This window comes from Metabacillus bambusae (assembly GCF_017497975.1).
GTDB classification, from domain to species: domain Bacteria; phylum Bacillota; class Bacilli; order Bacillales; family Bacillaceae; genus Metabacillus; species Metabacillus bambusae.
The window spans coordinates 143,728-161,401 of record NZ_JAGDEL010000009.1 but is presented as its reverse complement, the minus strand read 5'-3'; the positions used below and the strand labels follow the sequence as shown (position 1 = coordinate 161,401).

Genomic DNA, 17,674 nt, shown 5'->3' with positions numbered 1-17,674 from the left:
CCTCCAATTTATCATTTTATCTCTTTTGCGCCATCGCCTACATTGGCTACATAAAATTCGGCTGTTAAGCCTGTTTTTTCATTGTAGCTTTTTCCTACTTCTTCAATAAACGCCTCTATCTTATCATTTTCAACAATTGATACTGTACAACCACCAAAGCCTGCTCCAGTCATTCGCGAACCAATGACACCAGACTGATTCATCGCAGCTTCAACCAATGTATCTAATTCAAAACCTGTTACTTCATAGTCATCTCTTAACGAAGTATGAGAATCACACATTAGCTTCCCAAAGCTCGCTATATCTCCTTCTTGGAGCTTCTCTACCGCTTGAATGGTACGCGCATTTTCATAAACAGCATGCTTTGCACGCTTTCGATCAATGTCATTACGAATGAAATGGCTATTGCCCTCAAATTGCTCTGGTGTTAAATCTCCTAATGATTGAATTGGAAGCTCCTTTTGTAAATCCTCTAGAGCACGCTCACATTCAGAACGTCGTTCATTATATTTTGAATCCGCTAGTGTTCTACGTTTATTTGTATTTGCTATGACAAGAGATGCATCCTTAAGCAGGATCGGACTATATTTATACTCTAAGGTTTGACAATTCAATAATATCGCATTATTTTCCTTGCCCATCCCAATCGCAAATTGATCCATAATTCCACAGCTTACCCCGATAAATTCATTTTCAGCATGCTGACTCATTTTTACAAGTTCAACAGTTGAGAAGTTTGTTTCATAAATACCTTGTAGGATAACAGCTGTAGCAAGTTCGATTGAGGCAGAGGAGGATAAACCTGCTCCATTTGGAATATTGCCATAGAATAATACATCAAAGCCCTGATCTAAGTTTACACCTTTATCAACAAATTCCTTTATAACACCCTTTGGATAATTTGCCCAATCATGTTCTTTCTTAAAGGCTAGCCCTTCATCAATTGAAAAAGAAATGATGCCAACATCAGGGAAGTTCATTGAATGCATTTGGATCTTTTGATCATTTCTTAATGCTACCAAAGCGTAAGTCCCAAATGTTAGTGCACAAGGAAATACATGACCACCATTATAATCAGTGTGCTCTCCAATTAAATTCACTCGACCAGGTGCAAAAAAGGTTCGAACGTCATTACCTGTGTTAAATAGCTTTGTAAATTGATCCATCATTTGTTCCCGCATGAAAATCACCCTTCATTATATCTTATTTAGTAGAGACTATCCTTTTTTTTCTAGATCATTATCCTTTATTAGTTATAATTGTAAATTTCCTTCTCACTCGTTACAATGGTAAAATTAAATTGAGAAATTAGCACATATTTGCTCAAGTTTGCTTTCACTCTTAAGTAAATCATTGTTTAATAACCTTATAAAATAGAACAACTTTATACAATCACCCTTTTTTTGCTTCAGCGCTCAGAAAAAGGGTAGAAAAAGGGGATTATTTTGCTATGGATAAGAAAACTGGAGCCATCGCATTTCGGTTTACAGATCAACATGTCAATCACGTAGCCCAAATATGGTCAGTAGGATGGGACGAGCAACATTCTTCGCTTTATAATTGGAGTGGAACTGAGAGAAAGGATCAAGAAAAGTATATCTTCCAATATACTTTATCAGGACATGGTGAAATCAATATTGATGGAAAGATTCATCAAGTAAAAGCAGGACATGCATTTATTGTTAGCAGCCCAAGTAACTATCATTATTATTTACCTAAGGATTCGGTGAAGTGGGAATTTATCTATTTAACTCTTTACGGAAATGAAGCAAAGCGCTGCTGGAATTTTGTGAAAAACTCTGCAAATCAAGTTGTGCGTTTTCATCCTGAATCTACTCCGATCAAGCTAGTTAAACAAATCTATGATGCTGCGAAAGAAAAAAAAATCACCAATGCATACGAAGGTTCAAGCATAGCCTACAATTTCATTATGGAGCTATATGTCTATCTTTCAAATAGTGATAAGCTAATGGAAGATTGGTCAGAGGGTGTCATTAGTGCGGCATTATTTGCAAGAAATTACTATCAAGATGATATTGGGGCAGAAGAAATGGCTGATGCTTCACAATTATCGAAATATCACTTTACACGGACTTTTAAAAAAGAAACAGGCATAACACCTATTCAATATTTAACAAATATTCGCCTGCAAAAATCGATTGAGCTTCTGCAACACACGAAATACTCGGTTGACGAAATTGCTCAATTAGTTGGCTATAAAAATGCGAATTATTTAAACAAAGTAACGCGCAAGCTTATGGGTAAATCACCTGGAGAGATTAGGCAGGGGAAATGAGAAAAGCTCAGGGCGCCTTGATCAAACCCGACAAGCATAAGACGCTCAGAAATAGAAGACGTTCATTGTCTTCGATTCATGAGTGGCTTATACCCCCGAGGGTCTAGGCGCTGGAGCTAGACACCAATACTAAGTACAAAAAGTTTATCCTTTCTATACTTTCATTCCTTCATTTATTCAAATCAATCTGTATCGAGCCTTTCTGATGCATGATTGTCATGGTTGTCCCAGGGGTCATCATATTTTCTAAAATATCCTTTGCAGCTTGCAGAGCAAATTCAATACGCTCTAGCTTTTCAGTCTCTTCCTCACGCTGACTTCCAGGCTTTTCTGAAAGCTGTTTTGCATATTGGAGTGATTTGAGATGGTAGTCTGCAATCGTTTCGTACACTTCATTGTACAGCTCTTCGATTTCTTTTTTCATGGCCTCCGCTCCCTTTTATTATCTACTTGTATACTATCATACAAGACGAAGGGATTAAGATAAAAACGTACTTTATTATGTACCCTTCAAAAGTCGTTTGTGGATCCAGATTGCTGCCTGGCATCCATCAGCCATAGCAATTGTAACCTGTTCTGAATGGGCAACAACATCACCAGCAGCCCACACATTTGTAATATTTGTTTCCTTTGTTCTCGGATCTACTAGGACATGCTTATTTTCTAGCAACTCGACTCCTAGTTGCTTTGCTAACTCAGAGTGAACAAGATTGCCGCCAAATCCGATAAATCCTCTATCTCCACTAACCGTTTGACCGTTGTTCAGCTTAACACCCTTAAATGATGACTCATTTTCAGCTATTACTGCTTCAATTTGTTCGTTTATGATCGTAATATTGTTTTGCTTAAGCTTATCCTTGATATCTAGTTCAAGTTCCTTTGAATCATGATTAATAAAAGTAATTCGGTTTGTCCAATAAGTTAATGTTAAAGCAAGATTTGCTCCAGTACTACCTGACCCTAATAATAAAACATGCTTATCCCTTACCTCATACCCATCACAATCAGGGCAAACATATATCGATATCCCTAAGCATGGTTCGATATCCTTGATAGTTGGAATCCGATCTTTTATCCCAGTCGAAATTAACAAGGTTTTTGTTTTATACTCCGTTCCTTGCTTTGTTCGAAGTAAAATCTCCTTGTCATGTTTTTCTGCCTCAATCACAAGATCATTGATAAATTCGATCCCAAGGCTTTTTGCCTGTTTTTGACCTAACTCCCTAAGGGTTTGTCCACTTACTCCATTAGGCCAGCCAAGGATATTATGATACCCCCGACAAAGATTAGACCTTCCATTATGACTATCGATTACAAGCACATTATGCATATACCTTCCAAGCTGAATGGCAGCCTGCAATCCAGCAATACCTGCCCCAACAATGATGCATTCATACATATTCTTCGCCATTCTTACACGTCCTTTTTTATTCGTTCAAATTAGATTGTGTCAAAATGAATGGCATCATTCATGATTTAAGAAAGAGTCTCTATTTACACTCCTGGAAAATTAGTCACTCGTGTAGAAGTTTTCTTCTCCTTTTATTCATACACAAAAAAAGGAACTGGACTTAAGCCACCCCATTAAAATTTATTTTCAATTGTGGGTAACTTAACTAAAAACTCTTAAAATTTCATTATACTAAATGGTTTTACACTTATATGCTTTAAAAATTTAGATATTAACAACCGATTTTTCAGATAACAACACGTTATCCACAAAAGTTATCAACATATCCACAATTTCTATCCACATTTTGTGCGGGTACACATGTTCGCCACAATATATATTAGGACTTTTACCCACTATTCACAGGTTATACACAGGACGTTCGTCACCATTTTCACTATTTATTCATAAAAAGACATTATTTTTTAGATAACTTTCTCGTAATGGAAGATATATGTCGAATGATAGTGAATGGTATTGTCCACCGTTTATATTGAGTACCTGTCAATCACAAATCTTGAATCAGCTGATGCTACGAATACATAAGTTGGAGCAAGTTTATTGGTTGCCCCACTTTAGACGTCAATCAGCCACTGTTCAAATTTTTCGATTGAACCATCTTTGTAATTTATTGAATCTCTTTTCTCGAGAATTGAACCCCTTGTTGCATTAATTACACCTATTTTTTAGAAGATTGAACCACTTCCACTTTTTGAAACACCAACATCACATCCATAGAAAACAAAAAATAAAAGGCCGCTCAAATGTCATATTTGAGCGACCCCTGTCAGAATGGCTTTACAATTCTTTTTACAATAAAAGCAAACACTAAAAGTAATATAGAGCATATGAATACTGTTATAGCAACCATTGCTAAACCTATCCCAAACCATGGATTTGTCATGGCACCTATTACAAAGCTACTAATAAAAATCAGTACAGCAAGACCAATGCTGATGTATGCAGGTAAAAAGACTTTGCCTGAATTCCGTTGTAAATAAACGGTGATCCCACCTAAGAATAGGACATAATAAACGGCTATTGCTGCATCACTTAGTAAAAAATCAACTGTCTTTATAAACCAATGATTTTCTTCAGATGCTGGTAGCTCTAGATCAATGGGTACAGGTTCCTCCCCTTCGATTGAAACGGTCATAAGTTGATATTGTTCTGGATCACCTGGCCAGTTTTTATATTCAAGAAAAGCAATGTTATTTGTATGATGAAAAAAGACGGGTGACTGAACATTCTTTTTTAAATGTGTGAGTTGTTTTGTTTCATTTGATTCAGTATTCCTCAAATATAACTCATATTCAAATAATGAGCTGTTTTTCGATTCCTCCGAAACAGCAGTAAACGCAAGGAGTTTTTTATCTTGTGAGAATACGGCTGAATACATATCATCACTTATTCCTGCGGCTGCCCCTACCTTCAATTCCTTCTTCTCATTAATTGTAAAAGCATATAGCTCTTCTTTCGTTTCAAATAAGCTATAAAACAACTGTTGTCCATCATTCGAGACGGAAAGGTTATTCATTGAAAAATGATCTTTGTTTGTTAATTGCATTCCTTCTTTTCCATTCATGCTTACGGCAAATAAGTCATAGCCTTCTTTCGTTTCACCTTCAGCCTTTTTATAGTCCTCAGCAGGCATGGCGATGTAATAAATGGTATCACCCACTGGAGAAATAACGGCATCAGATACATGCAGACTTTCCTCTGTCAGCTGCTTGCTGTTGCTTCCATCGGCATCCATTATCATTAGTGACTGAATACCCTCACTGTTTTCCTTTAAATAGGCGACCTTCTTTCCGTCAAAAGAAAATCGTGGTGTATGGACTCTACCTTCGTCCGCTTTACTGATTTTCGTTATTTCGGTTCCATCAGGGTTTGCCGTATAAATGGCTTCATTCCCATCTAGGTAGTAAGAGAAAGCTAGCTTTTCATCATTTGGAGAAATAGCAAGCTCACTCCCTAAGCCTGTGTGGTATTTGTATGGATCACGCTCATGAAAAATGCTATAAAGAATGGATGAGATCAGAAGTCCCAAACTAATGACCATAAACAATAGTAGTAGTCGCTTTCTTTGCAACGTATTAACCTCCTTTTAGATTTTGACTAAATTATGAAGTTTTATTAAGAAATGTAAAATCGATTGATTTAGTTTTAACTTCATTTTTCATTGATTTACTATCTACCTTTTTTCTCTTAAAATAAACCGGTCTTCCTGTTGTCACTCTTGAATACCCTTCAACCATGAATGTAACTGCGAGAATCGTTAGCGCAAAACAGACAATTGGTGTTAATGGAATCCATGGAGCCCATTGCAGAAAAATTTTTGTTCCACCAATCAAGCCAGACCATTCATTTGTTAATGATTGTGGCGGATCACCCTCTAATGCACCTGGATCGGACATTAACGTCCCCCCAAAGTACAGATTAAACAATCCAAGGTGTGCCATAACAAGTAATGTTTGCACAAATTGTTGTCCAAAAAGAATCAAAAATCGAGTCTTTAACAGAGGGAAAATATGCTTTATCAAGATATGAAGCCGAGTCCCCCCTAATGTTCTTGCACTTAATACGAACTCACTTTTGAATAACTCACTTGTTTCGTTGCCTATTAGGACTGTTAAAATGGGGATGGTTAATAATGTTAGCACGACAACTTCAATGGTCATTCGCTCTATTAAGGAGTATGTAACAGCACCTGGATATTGAATAAGAACTGGGCTCAGTAAATATAAAGCAATAATCGTTAACGGGATAAAGTGAAAGACATCAACTAAGCTATTCACAAACTTTTGTATCCTCGAAAGATAGGAGCCTAAAGCTAAGCCGAGTGGAATTGAGATTATCATGCGCAGTGCTGCTATAACAAATGCTGCAATGATCGTAAATTTCGCACCTATTAGTATTTTGCTTAACATATCATAGCCTAATTTGTCTGTACCAAGAGGAACTTCTTTTCTAGGTGCTATTGGCGCAGAATCGATAAGTTCATTTCCTTCACCAAATATATGATAAATTTGGTGAACCTTATGATCGACAATCTCCGAATAAATAAAGCTAGTACTTAACAGACCCATAACAAATAAAAATCCTATTAAAAAGAAAGGATTTTTAAATAGCCTTATCATGATAAGGTTTCACCACCTTTGATCGTTAAATCAAGAATCCATTTCACAAAGTGATAAAAGATAAAGATTGGTACAAAAATAAACAGCAGAATAAAGGTAAAGATCTCAGGGATCATATAGTTGGTTAAATAATGGGTTATCCCAAAAATACCAAATAAGAGCTCAACAACAACTAACGTAGAAAGCATAAACCATATCGTCTTTTTCAAATGGAAAAATAATGAGATTACCGTATTTCTTAACATATGGATGATTAATAGGAAAGTGTACTTTAACCCCTTAGCTTTTCCTAGTAAAACATAATCCTTCAATAATTCTTCTTCATATAAATGAAGTGTTATTCGATAAAGTTGAATAGTTGGTAGCATAGCTAAACAAATGATAGGTAATAAATAGGCACGTGAATCGCCAACTGTCACAACCTTCATTAGTAACACATCCGTCTTTTTAAAAATTGTAATAATGAAAAGTTGTAACAATAGCACAACAAGAATATCAGGTAATGACTCAATGAAAAAAATGATCATTTTAATTTTATCTCTAAGCCATTTTGGGAATTGCATCGTCCCAACTGTTAATAGGATCGAAGCTATGTATGCTAACACTAAAGCAGAAAATATGAGAGTTAACGAATAAAATGCACCCTCTACTATAAATGGATATACCTTATATTCCTCCCCGTTTATTAGAAAGGTCATCTGATCAAAATGGATGAGACTATATATGACCCTCTTTATTGTCTCGATGAATAAATAAAAATGGTTTTCCCCTGTGTCTGTTGCAACAAATAATGATGGCAGTGCTCCAAATACAATGATGCAGGTACAGGCAGTTATGAACTGTAGAAAGATTACCGCGATTTTTTTCACTATTCCACCCCCATACATAATGCATTATTTTCACCAATTATACTATATTTGTAAAATGTTGGACTGTTGTTTTAAAGAATGGTGTCATTTTGATCATAAAAAAAGGCCTGTTTAATCAGACCTTTTGTGTTATCGTTTATTAAACCCTTTATTCTCGACAAATTCCTTCATATACATTCTTGTTGGTCTAGCTAATAAACCCGCCATCTGACCAGTCCACGTATCCTTTCTTTGCCCATTTGTTCGTTTTTCATAATAGGTTGAAATCGCTTGATCATATTGTTCTAGCTGTGCCAAATACTCTGCTTTATCTTGCTCATATTCATCTTCATGATATATATGCTCTATCGGCAATCTTTGCTTTTGATCAGGCTTATGCACTGGATAACCAACCGCAACTCCAAATAGCGGTAGAACTCGAGCTGGCGTTTTTAACACATCACATACCTCATTTAGCTGATTCCTTAAGCCGCCTATATACACGGCGCCAAGCCCCATCGACTCAGCTGCAAGCACTGCATTTTGCGCAGCAAGAGTAGCATCAATTACAGCTACCATAAACTTCTCCGTACTTTCTAATACCTCCCCCGCATCCTGATCATTTGTTTCTGCGATTACTTGATGACGATAGAGGTCTGCACAAAATACAAAAAAATGACCATTTTCAGCTACATATGTTTGGCCGCCAGCAAGTTCAGCTAACCGAGCCTTTTTCTGCTTATCCTTTACCCCGATAATTGAGTATGCTTGCACAAAGCTTGAAGTCGAGGCTGCTTGGGCACTTTGGACAATTGTTTTTATTTGCACGTCTGTCAATAATTTATCTTCAAATTTTCTAATCGAGCGGTGATCAAGTATTGTTTCAATAACCTTATTCAAAGCTTTATCCTCCTTTTGTTAAACTAGTTCTAGCATACCTATTCAATTCTTTTTTGGCATTGATAATGCTTTAAACGAGTTCAGTCGCTTCCTTCATACAAAAATAGAGATTAGCTTTTAACTAATCTCTACATAGTGGTTATCACTTATACTAGCTCTTTTTGTTTTGTTTCCTCACCAAGTAATAATACAGCAAGGGCACCAATTAAAATCGAGACTGCAAATATAAAAAAGATTGTATGGATCGGTACATCTGCTGTAACTAAATAACCAACTGTTAACGGACCTAGGATTCCTCCAACTCTCCCGAATGAGGCAGCTAAGCCCGAGCCTGTACCACGGACCTCTGTTGGATAATGCTCAGGTGTGTACGCGTATAGCGCACCCCATGCTCCCAGGTTAAAAAAGGATAAAAAGATACCTGACGTAAGCAATAATGGGAGTGTCTCTGCATTTCCAAAGAAATAGGCACTGACCGCTGTTCCAACTAAAAAGGTAATTAACACAAATTTCCGTCCTGCTCGCTCGATTAAATACGCTGCTAAAAAGTAACCAGGCAGTTGTGCAAGTGTCATGATTAATACATATTGAAAGCTTTTGATGAGACTAAAGCCTTTCATAACCATCACGCTTGGCAACCAAAGAAACATTCCATAATAAGAGAAAACAACACAAAACCATAGGATCCAAAGCATGATCGTTTGCTTAACATAAGGCTTTGCCCATACTTTTGCGATTTTCTTTAAAGGAGATTCCTTTTGTTTAGACACATTTATTGCTTGAAAACGTGGTGAGTCAGGTAGTTTCATACGTAAATATAAAGCATAGAAGGCTGGAAGGGCACTTAATAATAACGCTGCTTGCCAACCGTAGCTAGGAATAACAAAGTAGGAAATAAGTGCTGCAATTAGCCACCCACCTGCCCAAAAGCTTTCCAATAACACCACAACTCTTCCACGTTCATGGGCTGGTACACTTTCTGAAACAAGTGTAGATGCAACCGGTAGCTCTCCACCTAATCCCATCCCAATGATGAAGCGCAAAATTAAAAATAGTGCTAAAGAGGTTGTAAAGGCTGATAAACCACTTCCCACTGAGAAAAGAAGGAGTGTGATGATAAACACACGCTTTCTCCCAACTCGATCTGCCATTAAGCCAAATACTAACGCACCGACAGCCATACCAATTGAATTGACACTACCAATCCAACCCATTTCCGAAGTAGTTAAGTTCCATTCTTTTTGCAAAGCAGCAATAATAAATGAAAGAATTCCTACGTCCATTGCATCAAACATCCAGCCTAAGCCGGCAATACCAAGTAATTTTTTTCTAGATATTTCTTTCGTTGTCTTCATTCAAACCACCTTTCAAGATTCAAACAATTATCTAGTGGGTATTGACATTATAACTAGTCATACACAACTAGATGATTTCACTTTCTCTATGATAGATTAACTCTCCATCTTCACTTATACTGCAAACAATTTATTTCAGTCAATATTTAATGCTTAACATGCCATATTCTTTTCTCCCTCATTCATTTTTTAGGTTTTTTTCCCTTTATTATCGGGAATAGATATGATATATTAAATGTAACAAAAAGTTCACAAATTGTCCTTTTTTTTGACACAAATATGAAAACGGTAACAATTATAAGGAGCTGAATAATATGGATGTATTTTTCGCTTATTTATTAATTTCAAGTTCTACTCCATTGTTTTTATGGAAAGAAAATAGAAAATTAGCAATTTGCCATATCCCAGTTGTCATCGCAATGTGGATCGTATTTATTTCGTATATGACTTTTGATCTTGGTTTAACAGGGCACATCCTGTTCGGACTATCATTTTTAGCAAACGTAGTTATTGCTCATATGACAATCTTTCACTTGTTCGTTGTCCCATTCTTTAAGATGATGTCAAAACCGAAAAGCTTAATTTAAAACCTGTGCAAGAAAACGAGCCATGCTATTTGGCTCGTTTTTTTATGGGCAATTTATTCCTCACTATTTATTCCTCGCTTAAATCTTCAAAAGATAAATGGTGCACTCTGTCCTTTGTTGCCCCATCTCTAGAAAGTTCCATAGAATGAAGCAGCCTTGATGAGAGAAAAGGTGAAGAAATTAGGAGGAATTCTCTTATCTTCTGGTTGGTTATTTCTGCACCAAAAAGGAGATAGTAATCCTTTAATGCAGAAAGATGTGCAGCCTTTTCTTTATGTTTACATTGATCACAAAACCAGTTCCCATGGACTCTTAACATAGAAAGATGATGACATAAAGGACAAAAAACACCTTTAAGGATCTCTTCAAACTGAATTTCAAATTTATCTAAAATTGATTGATCTAATGGTCTATGTTCCTTTTGTAACATTCTAATCATCTTTTTCATTTCTTTCTCTGATAGCCTTTTTTCAGGGAAATCCTTCTTTAACTGATTAATTTTAGTCGGGAGAAAATGATGGTGGATAACCTTTTGATTCAGATCGTGGTTTTCAGGGGCGGTACAAATAAGCGTATTCGAGTTGCTTATAACAACTAGAGATAGAATGGGGACTTTTGACCATTTGTTTTTGGTTAACCACTTTTTAAGTTGCAACTCTTGACGACTTGTTTGAATGAGCGGATCTTTCAGAACAGTTTCTTTTCCATCATGTGTACGGATTAATTGGTGAAATTCTTGGTCAAAATAGATGGTACCTGCAATATTCTTTACTTCCAATATGATAATGAAATTAGGACATATCAATAATGTATCCAGTTGGAAATAGTGGGTTGAATCATGTAAGCGAAGATCGTGAAGAATGTAGTAATCTTTTTCTGGGAGAAAGCTTAATGGATAATCAATCGCCTTTTCGCCTTTATAGCCTGCGAGCCTTTTCGATAGATTTTCTTTGATTAGGAGAAACTTCGGATGGGTAGGTGGCAGGCGACGTTGCAATGCTTGTAATTTTAGAATTGATAGGGGAATCGTGCGCATTTTACTAATCATTTGATCACTCCAATCTTATTTTCCAACTTTATTCGCTATTTTCCACTGAAATCCTGCAAAAAAGGATAAGAATTTTTGTGGCCGTGAATGGCATTTTGCAATTTCCGACCATAATCTTGCAACAATTGTCCATAATTTTGCAACTTTACTGAGGAATTTTGCAAATTTCCAATATAATTTTGTAACTTCGTCAATTAATCTATCATTCGACAAAATTCGAGCTATATCGCACGATGCCGATGCTGGTGCCGGGCCCAATCTAAAGCCTACTCTAATCTCTCCACGCAAAAAACGCCGCATTCGCGCGGCGCTATTTCTCTCTTACTTTCTCTTCAGCAATCTTCTTTATATATCGATTTCTTGTTATTAGAAATTCTTTCATATATTGCTCTAAAAACATCTGATCTACCATCTTACCAATCACACCAAATGGAGAAGTATAATCAAAAGTGTCGATCATAAGTGTTCCATTCGCTTTTTTCACAAACTCATGAACATGGTAAAAGCGTTTGAATGCACCTTTTTCCATTTCATCTACGAAGCGGTTTGGAAAATCGTATTCAGTGATTCGGACTGTTAGCTTTTGCTTGATTCCAAAATGGATGGCTTCCCAGGTTACCGTCTCGTTTAACCCAATCAATCCACTTGTCACACCTGCGATTGCTCGTTCATTTGTGTGACTTGTCGATTGAGTATGTATATCAATATCTCGTGCAACATCAAAGCAAATGTCACGCGGTGCATAAATAAACATATCGGTTTTTATTATTGGCACTTTCTATCTTCCTATCTTAATAGCTTTTTACCTGAAGTAAGTCAAACCGATTACCGTAAAGGTCCTCAAATACAACTTCAATTCCCCAAGGCATATCCTTTGGCTCACCTAAGAAGGTGACACCCTTTTCCTTCATATTATTATAATCGCGGATACAATCATCTGTTTCAATGACGAGAAAAACATGCCCCGCTACCTGAGAGCCAACACGTTCTTTCTTTTCATCAGTATCAGCTTCAACAAATACGATCGCTGTTTCGTGCTGCTTAGCGGGAGCAACCGTTACCCAACGCATACCTTCGCCAAACGAATTATCTGAAATTAACGTAAAATCTAAAGTATTTGTATAAAAATCAATCGCCTCATCATAATCCTTTACAAGAATCGTGATATGCCCAATTTTACGTGTCATGACCTACATCCTTTACGCTATTTTTTCAAATTAAGCTTCGCAAGTGCATCAGCTAATGCTGAATTTGTAAAGTCTTCATCCTGGTTTTTCATATACTTCGCAACATCACGTTTCGAAACCTTACTATTTTGATTCTTTTTTCGTCGTTCTTGGAAGGTAGACATTTTTTCGCGATGACCACAGCGGCATACGAAAATTTGGCCTTCTCCCTCACCTCTAAGCTCAAGCTTTTTATGACAATTCGGACAACGTGCATTGGTTACTTTTGAAACACCTTTGCGATAGCCGCACTCACGGTCCTGACATACAAGCATTTTTCCCTTTTTACCGTTTACCTCTAGGAGAAGCTTACTGCATTCAGGACATTTACTTCCTGTGATATTATCGTGTTTATAGCTTTGTTTGCTATTTTTTATTTCATTTACGACTTCTTTTGCGTAATGCTTCATTTCATTTAAAAAGGCTTGCTTTGATAGAGTGCCTTTTGAGATTTTTGTTAACTTCTGCTCCCAGTCTGCTGTTAATACTGGTGATTTTAAATCTTCGGGTACTAGCTTTAATAGCTGCTTACCCTTTGAAGTGATGAAGATTTCCTTACCCTTTTTCTCAATTAGGAAGCTGCTATAAAGCTTTTCAATAATATCCGCTCGTGTTGCAACTGTTCCAAGTCCACCAGTTTCTCCAATTGTTTTAATTAATTCCTTACTCTCCCCAGCCATATACTTTGTTGGATTTTCCATTGCCGAAAGGAGGGCAGCCTCATTAAACCTAGATGGCGGCTTTGTTTCACCAGTTGTTTTTGTTAATGAAACAATTGACAGCAGATCCCCTTTTGATAATGCAGGTAGCTTTTGTTCATCTTCATTGTCCTCATCTGTGTAATCACTATAGACTTCCTTCCAGCCTTGCGCGAGAATTCTCTTTCCCTTTGCAGTAAACTGCTCATCACCTATTTTAGCTGTAACAACAGTCTGTTCAAATTGGTAGGCAGGTAAAAGCACTGCTAAGAAACGCTTTACGACTAAGTCATAAATTTTACGTTCTTTATCACTTAAAGCACTCAGTGGCACAGATTCTTCAGTTGGAATAATCGCATGATGGTCTGATACCTTCCCGTCATCAACAAATGACTTATTTGCTTTGATAGGCTGCTTCGTAATTTTAGCGATAACCTGTGCATATGGCTTTATTCGACATGCCTCTAGGCGATCCTTGATTGTTTCAACAATATCACTTGTGATATAACGTGAGTCAGTTCTAGGGTATGTTAACACCTTATGCTGCTCATATAATTTTTGCATGATGGAAAGCGTCTCTTTTGCCGAGTAGCCGTAACGCTTATTTGCATCACGTTGTAGCTCTGTTAAGTCATAGAGTGCTGGTGAGTAGGTCTTTTTAGGCGTTGTTTTTATATCAACAACTGTTGCTGACTTACCTTTTAGCTTCCCTAGCTTTTCATCAATTTGCTGCTCAGTGAATGTTCGCGTATCATTTGTTTTAGCGTCTTGCCACGTAAGCGTTAATCGGTTATTAGTGATAGCCTTCATTCCATAATATTTTTTCGGCTTGAAGCCTCTTATTTCTTCTTCACGCTGAGCAATCATCGCAAGTGTTGGTGTTTGTACACGTCCAGATGAAAGCTGAGCATTGTACTTTGTTGTTAAGGCTCTTGTTGCGTTTAAGCCAACAATCCAGTCTGCTTCAGCTCTTGCAACAGCTGATGCGTACAAATTTTCATATTCTTTCCCAGCTTTTAATTTTCGGAAGCCCTCTTTAATTGCTTTATCGGTAACCGATGAGATCCATAAACGTTTTATTGGTTTATTCACTCGTGCTTTTTCAATAATCCAGCGGGCAACAAGCTCTCCTTCACGACCTGCATCTGTGGCAATAACAATGTCACGTACATCTTTTCGTAAAAGCTGTGTCTTAACTGATTGAAATTGCTTGCCTGTTTTTTTTATCACCACTAGCTTTAGCGGTGCTGGCAGCATTGGCAAATCTTCTAACCGCCACGATTTATAGTTATCACCATAGCTTTCCGGATCAGCTAATGTTACAAGATGGCCAAGTGCCCATGTGACAATATACTGGTCTCCCTCCAGAAAACCATTTCCTTTTTTATGACAATTTAACACTCTAGCTAAATCTCTTCCTACAGAAGGCTTTTCTGCTAGAACGACTGTTTTACTCATATAAACATCCTTTCAAAACCTATTTCCTTCTTCTATTATATGTGTAATTGTTTTGGAAATCTAATCAGATTGATTAAAAGCAACATAGGATCTTACTTTTAGCAAGAATCCTATCCATAGTTTCATTCGTTTACCAGTAGCATATTAAATAAGAAAATAGTAGAATGAGCAAAGATACTGTTTACTCTTGGAGGGTTAAAAGGAAATGAGTCTATTAACGATCGATAATCTCAGTCACAGCTTTGGTGACCGTACCTTATTTAAAGATGTATCACTTCGCCTATTAGCAGGTGAACGAGTAGGTCTTGTTGGAGCTAATGGAGTAGGGAAATCTACTTTAATGAATATTATTACAGGGCAGCTAATTCACGACACTGGTCGAGTAGAATGGACACCAGGAGTTCGTTATGGCTATCTTGATCAGCATACAGTTTTAACAAAAGGAAAAACAATTCGTGATATTTTAAACGATGCATTTCTTCCGCTTTTTGAGCAGGAGAAAGAATTAAATATTGTTACAGACAAAATGGCAACAGCTACACCTGAAGAGCTAGAGGAACTATTAGAAAAAATGGCTGAAATTCAGGATCGCTTAGATGCTGGTGGCTTTTATTTATTAGATATGAAGGTTGAAGAAACAGCTAGAGGCTTAGGACTTGATGCAATTGGTCTTGACCGTGATGTATCTGCACTAAGTGGTGGTCAACGTACGAAGGTTCTTCTTGCCAAGCTTTTACTTGAGCAGCCAGATGTCTTATTACTTGATGAACCGACGAACTACTTAGACGTTGAACATATTCGTTGGCTAAGCACTTATTTAAGAGATTATCCACATGCCTTTCTATTAATCTCACATGATACTGAATTTATGAACGGCGTCTCCAATGTGATTTTTCAATTAGAGTTTGCTAAGCTAACACGTTATACAGCAACATATGAAAAATTCCTTGAGCTTGCCGAGATTAATAAAAATCAACATCTTCATGCTTATGAAAAACAAAAGGAATTCATTAAAAAGCAAGAAGACTTTATCGCCAAAAATAAAGCACGCTATTCAACAACAGGCCGTGCAAAAAGCCGTCAGAAACAATTAGATCGAATTGAACGGATTGATCGTCCTGAATCAGCGATTAAACCAACATTTGAATTTAAGGAATCTAGAGGCAGTAGTCGCTATGTGTTTGAAGCAAAGGATCTTGAAATTGGCTATGATACACCACTATTGCCAAAGCTTTCGATGACAATTGAACGTGGCGAAAAAATTGCGATTGTTGGCTGTAACGGTATTGGAAAGTCGACTTTACTGAAAACGATTCTAGGAAAAATCGAGCCATTAGGCGGAACGACGAATCGTGGAGACTTCCTGTTCCCATCTTATTTTGAGCAAGAGGTAAAAGCCGATTCCATCACACCGATTGATGATGTTTGGAACGCATTCCCACATTTAGATCAGCATCAAGTTAGAGCACTTTTAGCACGCTGCGGGCTGAAAAATGAACATATTTCACGTCCATTAACTCAGTTAAGTGGTGGAGAACAAGCAAAGGTTCGTCTCTGTAAGCTGCAAATGAATGAAAGCAACTGGTTGTTATTTGACGAACCAACAAACCACCTTGATATCACGGCAAAAGAAGAATTAAAACGTGCCATTAAAGCATATAAAGGCACAGTTGTCCTTGTATGTCATGAACCTGATTTTTATGAAGATTGGGTAACAAAGGTATGGGATATTGAGGATTGGGCGGCAAAATAATGAATAGGGAAAAAGCAGCCACTTTGTTGGCTGCTCTTTTCTAGTGTTACGCATTTATTTGCTCTAAAGCATAGGCCAGTGAGGCAGTCGTTCTTACTTCATTGAAATCAAGACCTAACTGAATGGCCGTTTGGGCAATTTCTGGTCTTATTCCAGATAATGTTGATTTTACACCTAACAGCTTTAGCGTTTTAATTAGATTGAAAATTTCATGGGCAACCATTGTATCGATGATGACAACACCTGATAAATCAATACAAAGATGCTCGATCTTAAGTTCTGCACATTGGGTTAATGTATTTTCTAAAATTAATTTAGCTCGTGCTGTATCAATATCCCCAATTAAAGGTAGTAAGGCCGTTTTATTTTGTAAGCGAATAACAGGTGAGCTTAATTCGTTAATCATTTGCTTTTGTGCTTCTAGCTGTTTCATCGTGTTTTTATGTGCTGCATCAATATAAATATAAATGGATAGATTAAAAACTTTTCTAATGATGTCAAGCCAAGAGAATAATTGATCAACACTGACATTGTCTATATTTTCTTTATAGAAATTATTTATATAAGTCGTATATACATCTTGGGTTCTCATAAATTCTCTCACAACATAATGATCAGGTGTTTTTAAGTGCTTTTGGTCACTTGCGAGCTCTTCAGACCATTTCTTAAACTCACTAAAAAACATGACTTCTTCCTCAATAAAAAGTTTGTGTAAACGAAGAAAATAATCTTGGTTCTGTTCCTTTAAGGTATTGATGATCTTAGGATCTTTTGTAGAATAGATCGAGCTAGGATCTTGATCTTCAACCATACTATACCAATCCTCAGTCATTTGCTGGGAATTCCTCACTAAGAAATGATATAACTCTTGGTTTCTATGCATGTTTGTCTCCCCCAAAATATAAGATATAGCCT

16 protein-coding genes are annotated in these 17,674 nt (G+C 36.9%); 3 read left to right on the top strand and 13 right to left on the bottom strand.

Annotated elements, in window-relative coordinates:
- Nucleotides 1-11: 11 nt before the first annotated feature.
- Complete coding sequence (locus I7822_RS13785; protein ID WP_207979095.1) at nt 12-1,181, bottom strand: galactokinase; 1,170 nt, start codon at nt 1,179-1,181, stop codon at nt 12-14.
- Between the two features lie 269 nt (nt 1,182-1,450).
- On the opposite strand from I7822_RS13785, the gene I7822_RS13780 reads away from it, so the two are divergent.
- The gene (locus tag I7822_RS13780; RefSeq protein ID WP_207979093.1) at nt 1,451-2,296 is read left to right on the top strand and encodes an AraC family transcriptional regulator; all 846 of its coding nucleotides are present in this window, start codon (nt 1,451-1,453) and stop codon (nt 2,294-2,296) included.
- Nucleotides 2,297-2,465: 169 nt separating this feature from the next.
- Here the strand turns inward: I7822_RS13780 and I7822_RS13775 are convergent, their stop codons facing one another.
- From I7822_RS13775 to I7822_RS13745, 7 genes are all read right to left on the bottom strand, one after another.
- Nucleotides 2,466-2,720, bottom strand: coding sequence for a hypothetical protein (locus I7822_RS13775; protein WP_207979091.1), 255 nt, complete (start codon nt 2,718-2,720; stop codon nt 2,466-2,468).
- Nucleotides 2,721-2,795: 75 nt separating this feature from the next.
- Nucleotides 2,796-3,707, bottom strand: coding sequence for an NAD(P)/FAD-dependent oxidoreductase (locus I7822_RS13770; RefSeq protein ID WP_243459456.1), 912 nt, complete (start codon nt 3,705-3,707; stop codon nt 2,796-2,798).
- 826 nt (nt 3,708-4,533) lie between these two features.
- Nucleotides 4,534-5,838, bottom strand: a complete 1,305-nt coding sequence (locus tag I7822_RS13765) for a TolB-like translocation protein (protein WP_207979089.1) — start codon at nt 5,836-5,838, stop codon at nt 4,534-4,536.
- A 31-nt stretch (nt 5,839-5,869) separates the two neighbouring features.
- Complete coding sequence (locus I7822_RS13760; RefSeq protein WP_207979087.1) at nt 5,870-6,886, bottom strand: ABC transporter permease; 1,017 nt, start codon at nt 6,884-6,886, stop codon at nt 5,870-5,872.
- Nucleotides 6,883-7,755, bottom strand: coding sequence for an ABC transporter permease subunit (locus I7822_RS30465; RefSeq protein ID WP_207979085.1), 873 nt, complete (start codon nt 7,753-7,755; stop codon nt 6,883-6,885). Before I7822_RS30465 ends, I7822_RS13760 begins: the two co-directional genes overlap by 4 nt.
- Nucleotides 7,756-7,884: 129 nt before the next feature.
- Nucleotides 7,885-8,634 carry an oxygen-insensitive NADPH nitroreductase gene (nfsA, locus tag I7822_RS13750; protein ID WP_207979083.1) on the bottom strand — a complete coding sequence of 250 codons (750 nt, stop codon included), beginning with the start codon at nt 8,632-8,634 and terminating at the stop codon, nt 7,885-7,887.
- A gap of 146 nt (nt 8,635-8,780) precedes the next feature.
- Nucleotides 8,781-9,989 (bottom strand): MFS transporter, encoded by a 1,209-nt coding sequence (locus I7822_RS13745; protein WP_207979081.1) that lies wholly within the window; start codon nt 9,987-9,989, stop codon nt 8,781-8,783.
- A 314-nt stretch (nt 9,990-10,303) separates the two neighbouring features.
- Here I7822_RS13745 and I7822_RS13740 point away from each other — a divergent pair, with 314 nt between their 5' ends.
- Nucleotides 10,304-10,576, top strand: coding sequence for a spore morphogenesis/germination protein YwcE (locus I7822_RS13740; protein WP_207979079.1), 273 nt, complete (start codon nt 10,304-10,306; stop codon nt 10,574-10,576).
- A gap of 67 nt (nt 10,577-10,643) precedes the next feature.
- Here I7822_RS13740 and I7822_RS13735 read toward each other — a convergent pair whose 3' ends face one another.
- The 4 genes from I7822_RS13735 to I7822_RS13720 all read right to left on the bottom strand — a co-directional run bounded on the left by I7822_RS13735 (nt 10,644) and on the right by I7822_RS13720 (nt 15,006).
- Entirely contained in the window at nt 10,644-11,624 is a 981-nt protein-coding gene (locus I7822_RS13735) for a nuclease-related domain-containing protein (RefSeq protein WP_207979077.1), read from the bottom strand.
- A gap of 310 nt (nt 11,625-11,934) precedes the next feature.
- Nucleotides 11,935-12,399, bottom strand: coding sequence for an SRPBCC family protein (locus I7822_RS13730; RefSeq protein WP_207979075.1), 465 nt, complete (start codon nt 12,397-12,399; stop codon nt 11,935-11,937).
- A 16-nt stretch (nt 12,400-12,415) separates the two neighbouring features.
- Nucleotides 12,416-12,811 carry a VOC family protein gene (locus I7822_RS13725; protein WP_207979073.1) on the bottom strand — a complete coding sequence of 132 codons (396 nt, stop codon included), beginning with the start codon at nt 12,809-12,811 and terminating at the stop codon, nt 12,416-12,418.
- A gap of 17 nt (nt 12,812-12,828) precedes the next feature.
- Complete coding sequence (locus I7822_RS13720; protein WP_207979071.1) at nt 12,829-15,006, bottom strand: DNA topoisomerase III; 2,178 nt, start codon at nt 15,004-15,006, stop codon at nt 12,829-12,831.
- 205 nt (nt 15,007-15,211) lie between these two features.
- Between I7822_RS13720 and I7822_RS13715 the strand changes: the two genes are divergently transcribed.
- The gene (locus I7822_RS13715) at nt 15,212-16,759 is read left to right on the top strand and encodes an ABC-F family ATP-binding cassette domain-containing protein (RefSeq protein WP_207979069.1); all 1,548 of its coding nucleotides are present in this window, start codon (nt 15,212-15,214) and stop codon (nt 16,757-16,759) included.
- A 46-nt stretch (nt 16,760-16,805) separates the two neighbouring features.
- On the opposite strand, the gene I7822_RS13710 is transcribed toward I7822_RS13715, so the two are convergent.
- The gene (locus tag I7822_RS13710) at nt 16,806-17,642 is read right to left on the bottom strand and encodes an STAS domain-containing protein (RefSeq protein WP_207979067.1); all 837 of its coding nucleotides are present in this window, start codon (nt 17,640-17,642) and stop codon (nt 16,806-16,808) included.
- Nucleotides 17,643-17,674: the final 32 nt, after the last annotated feature.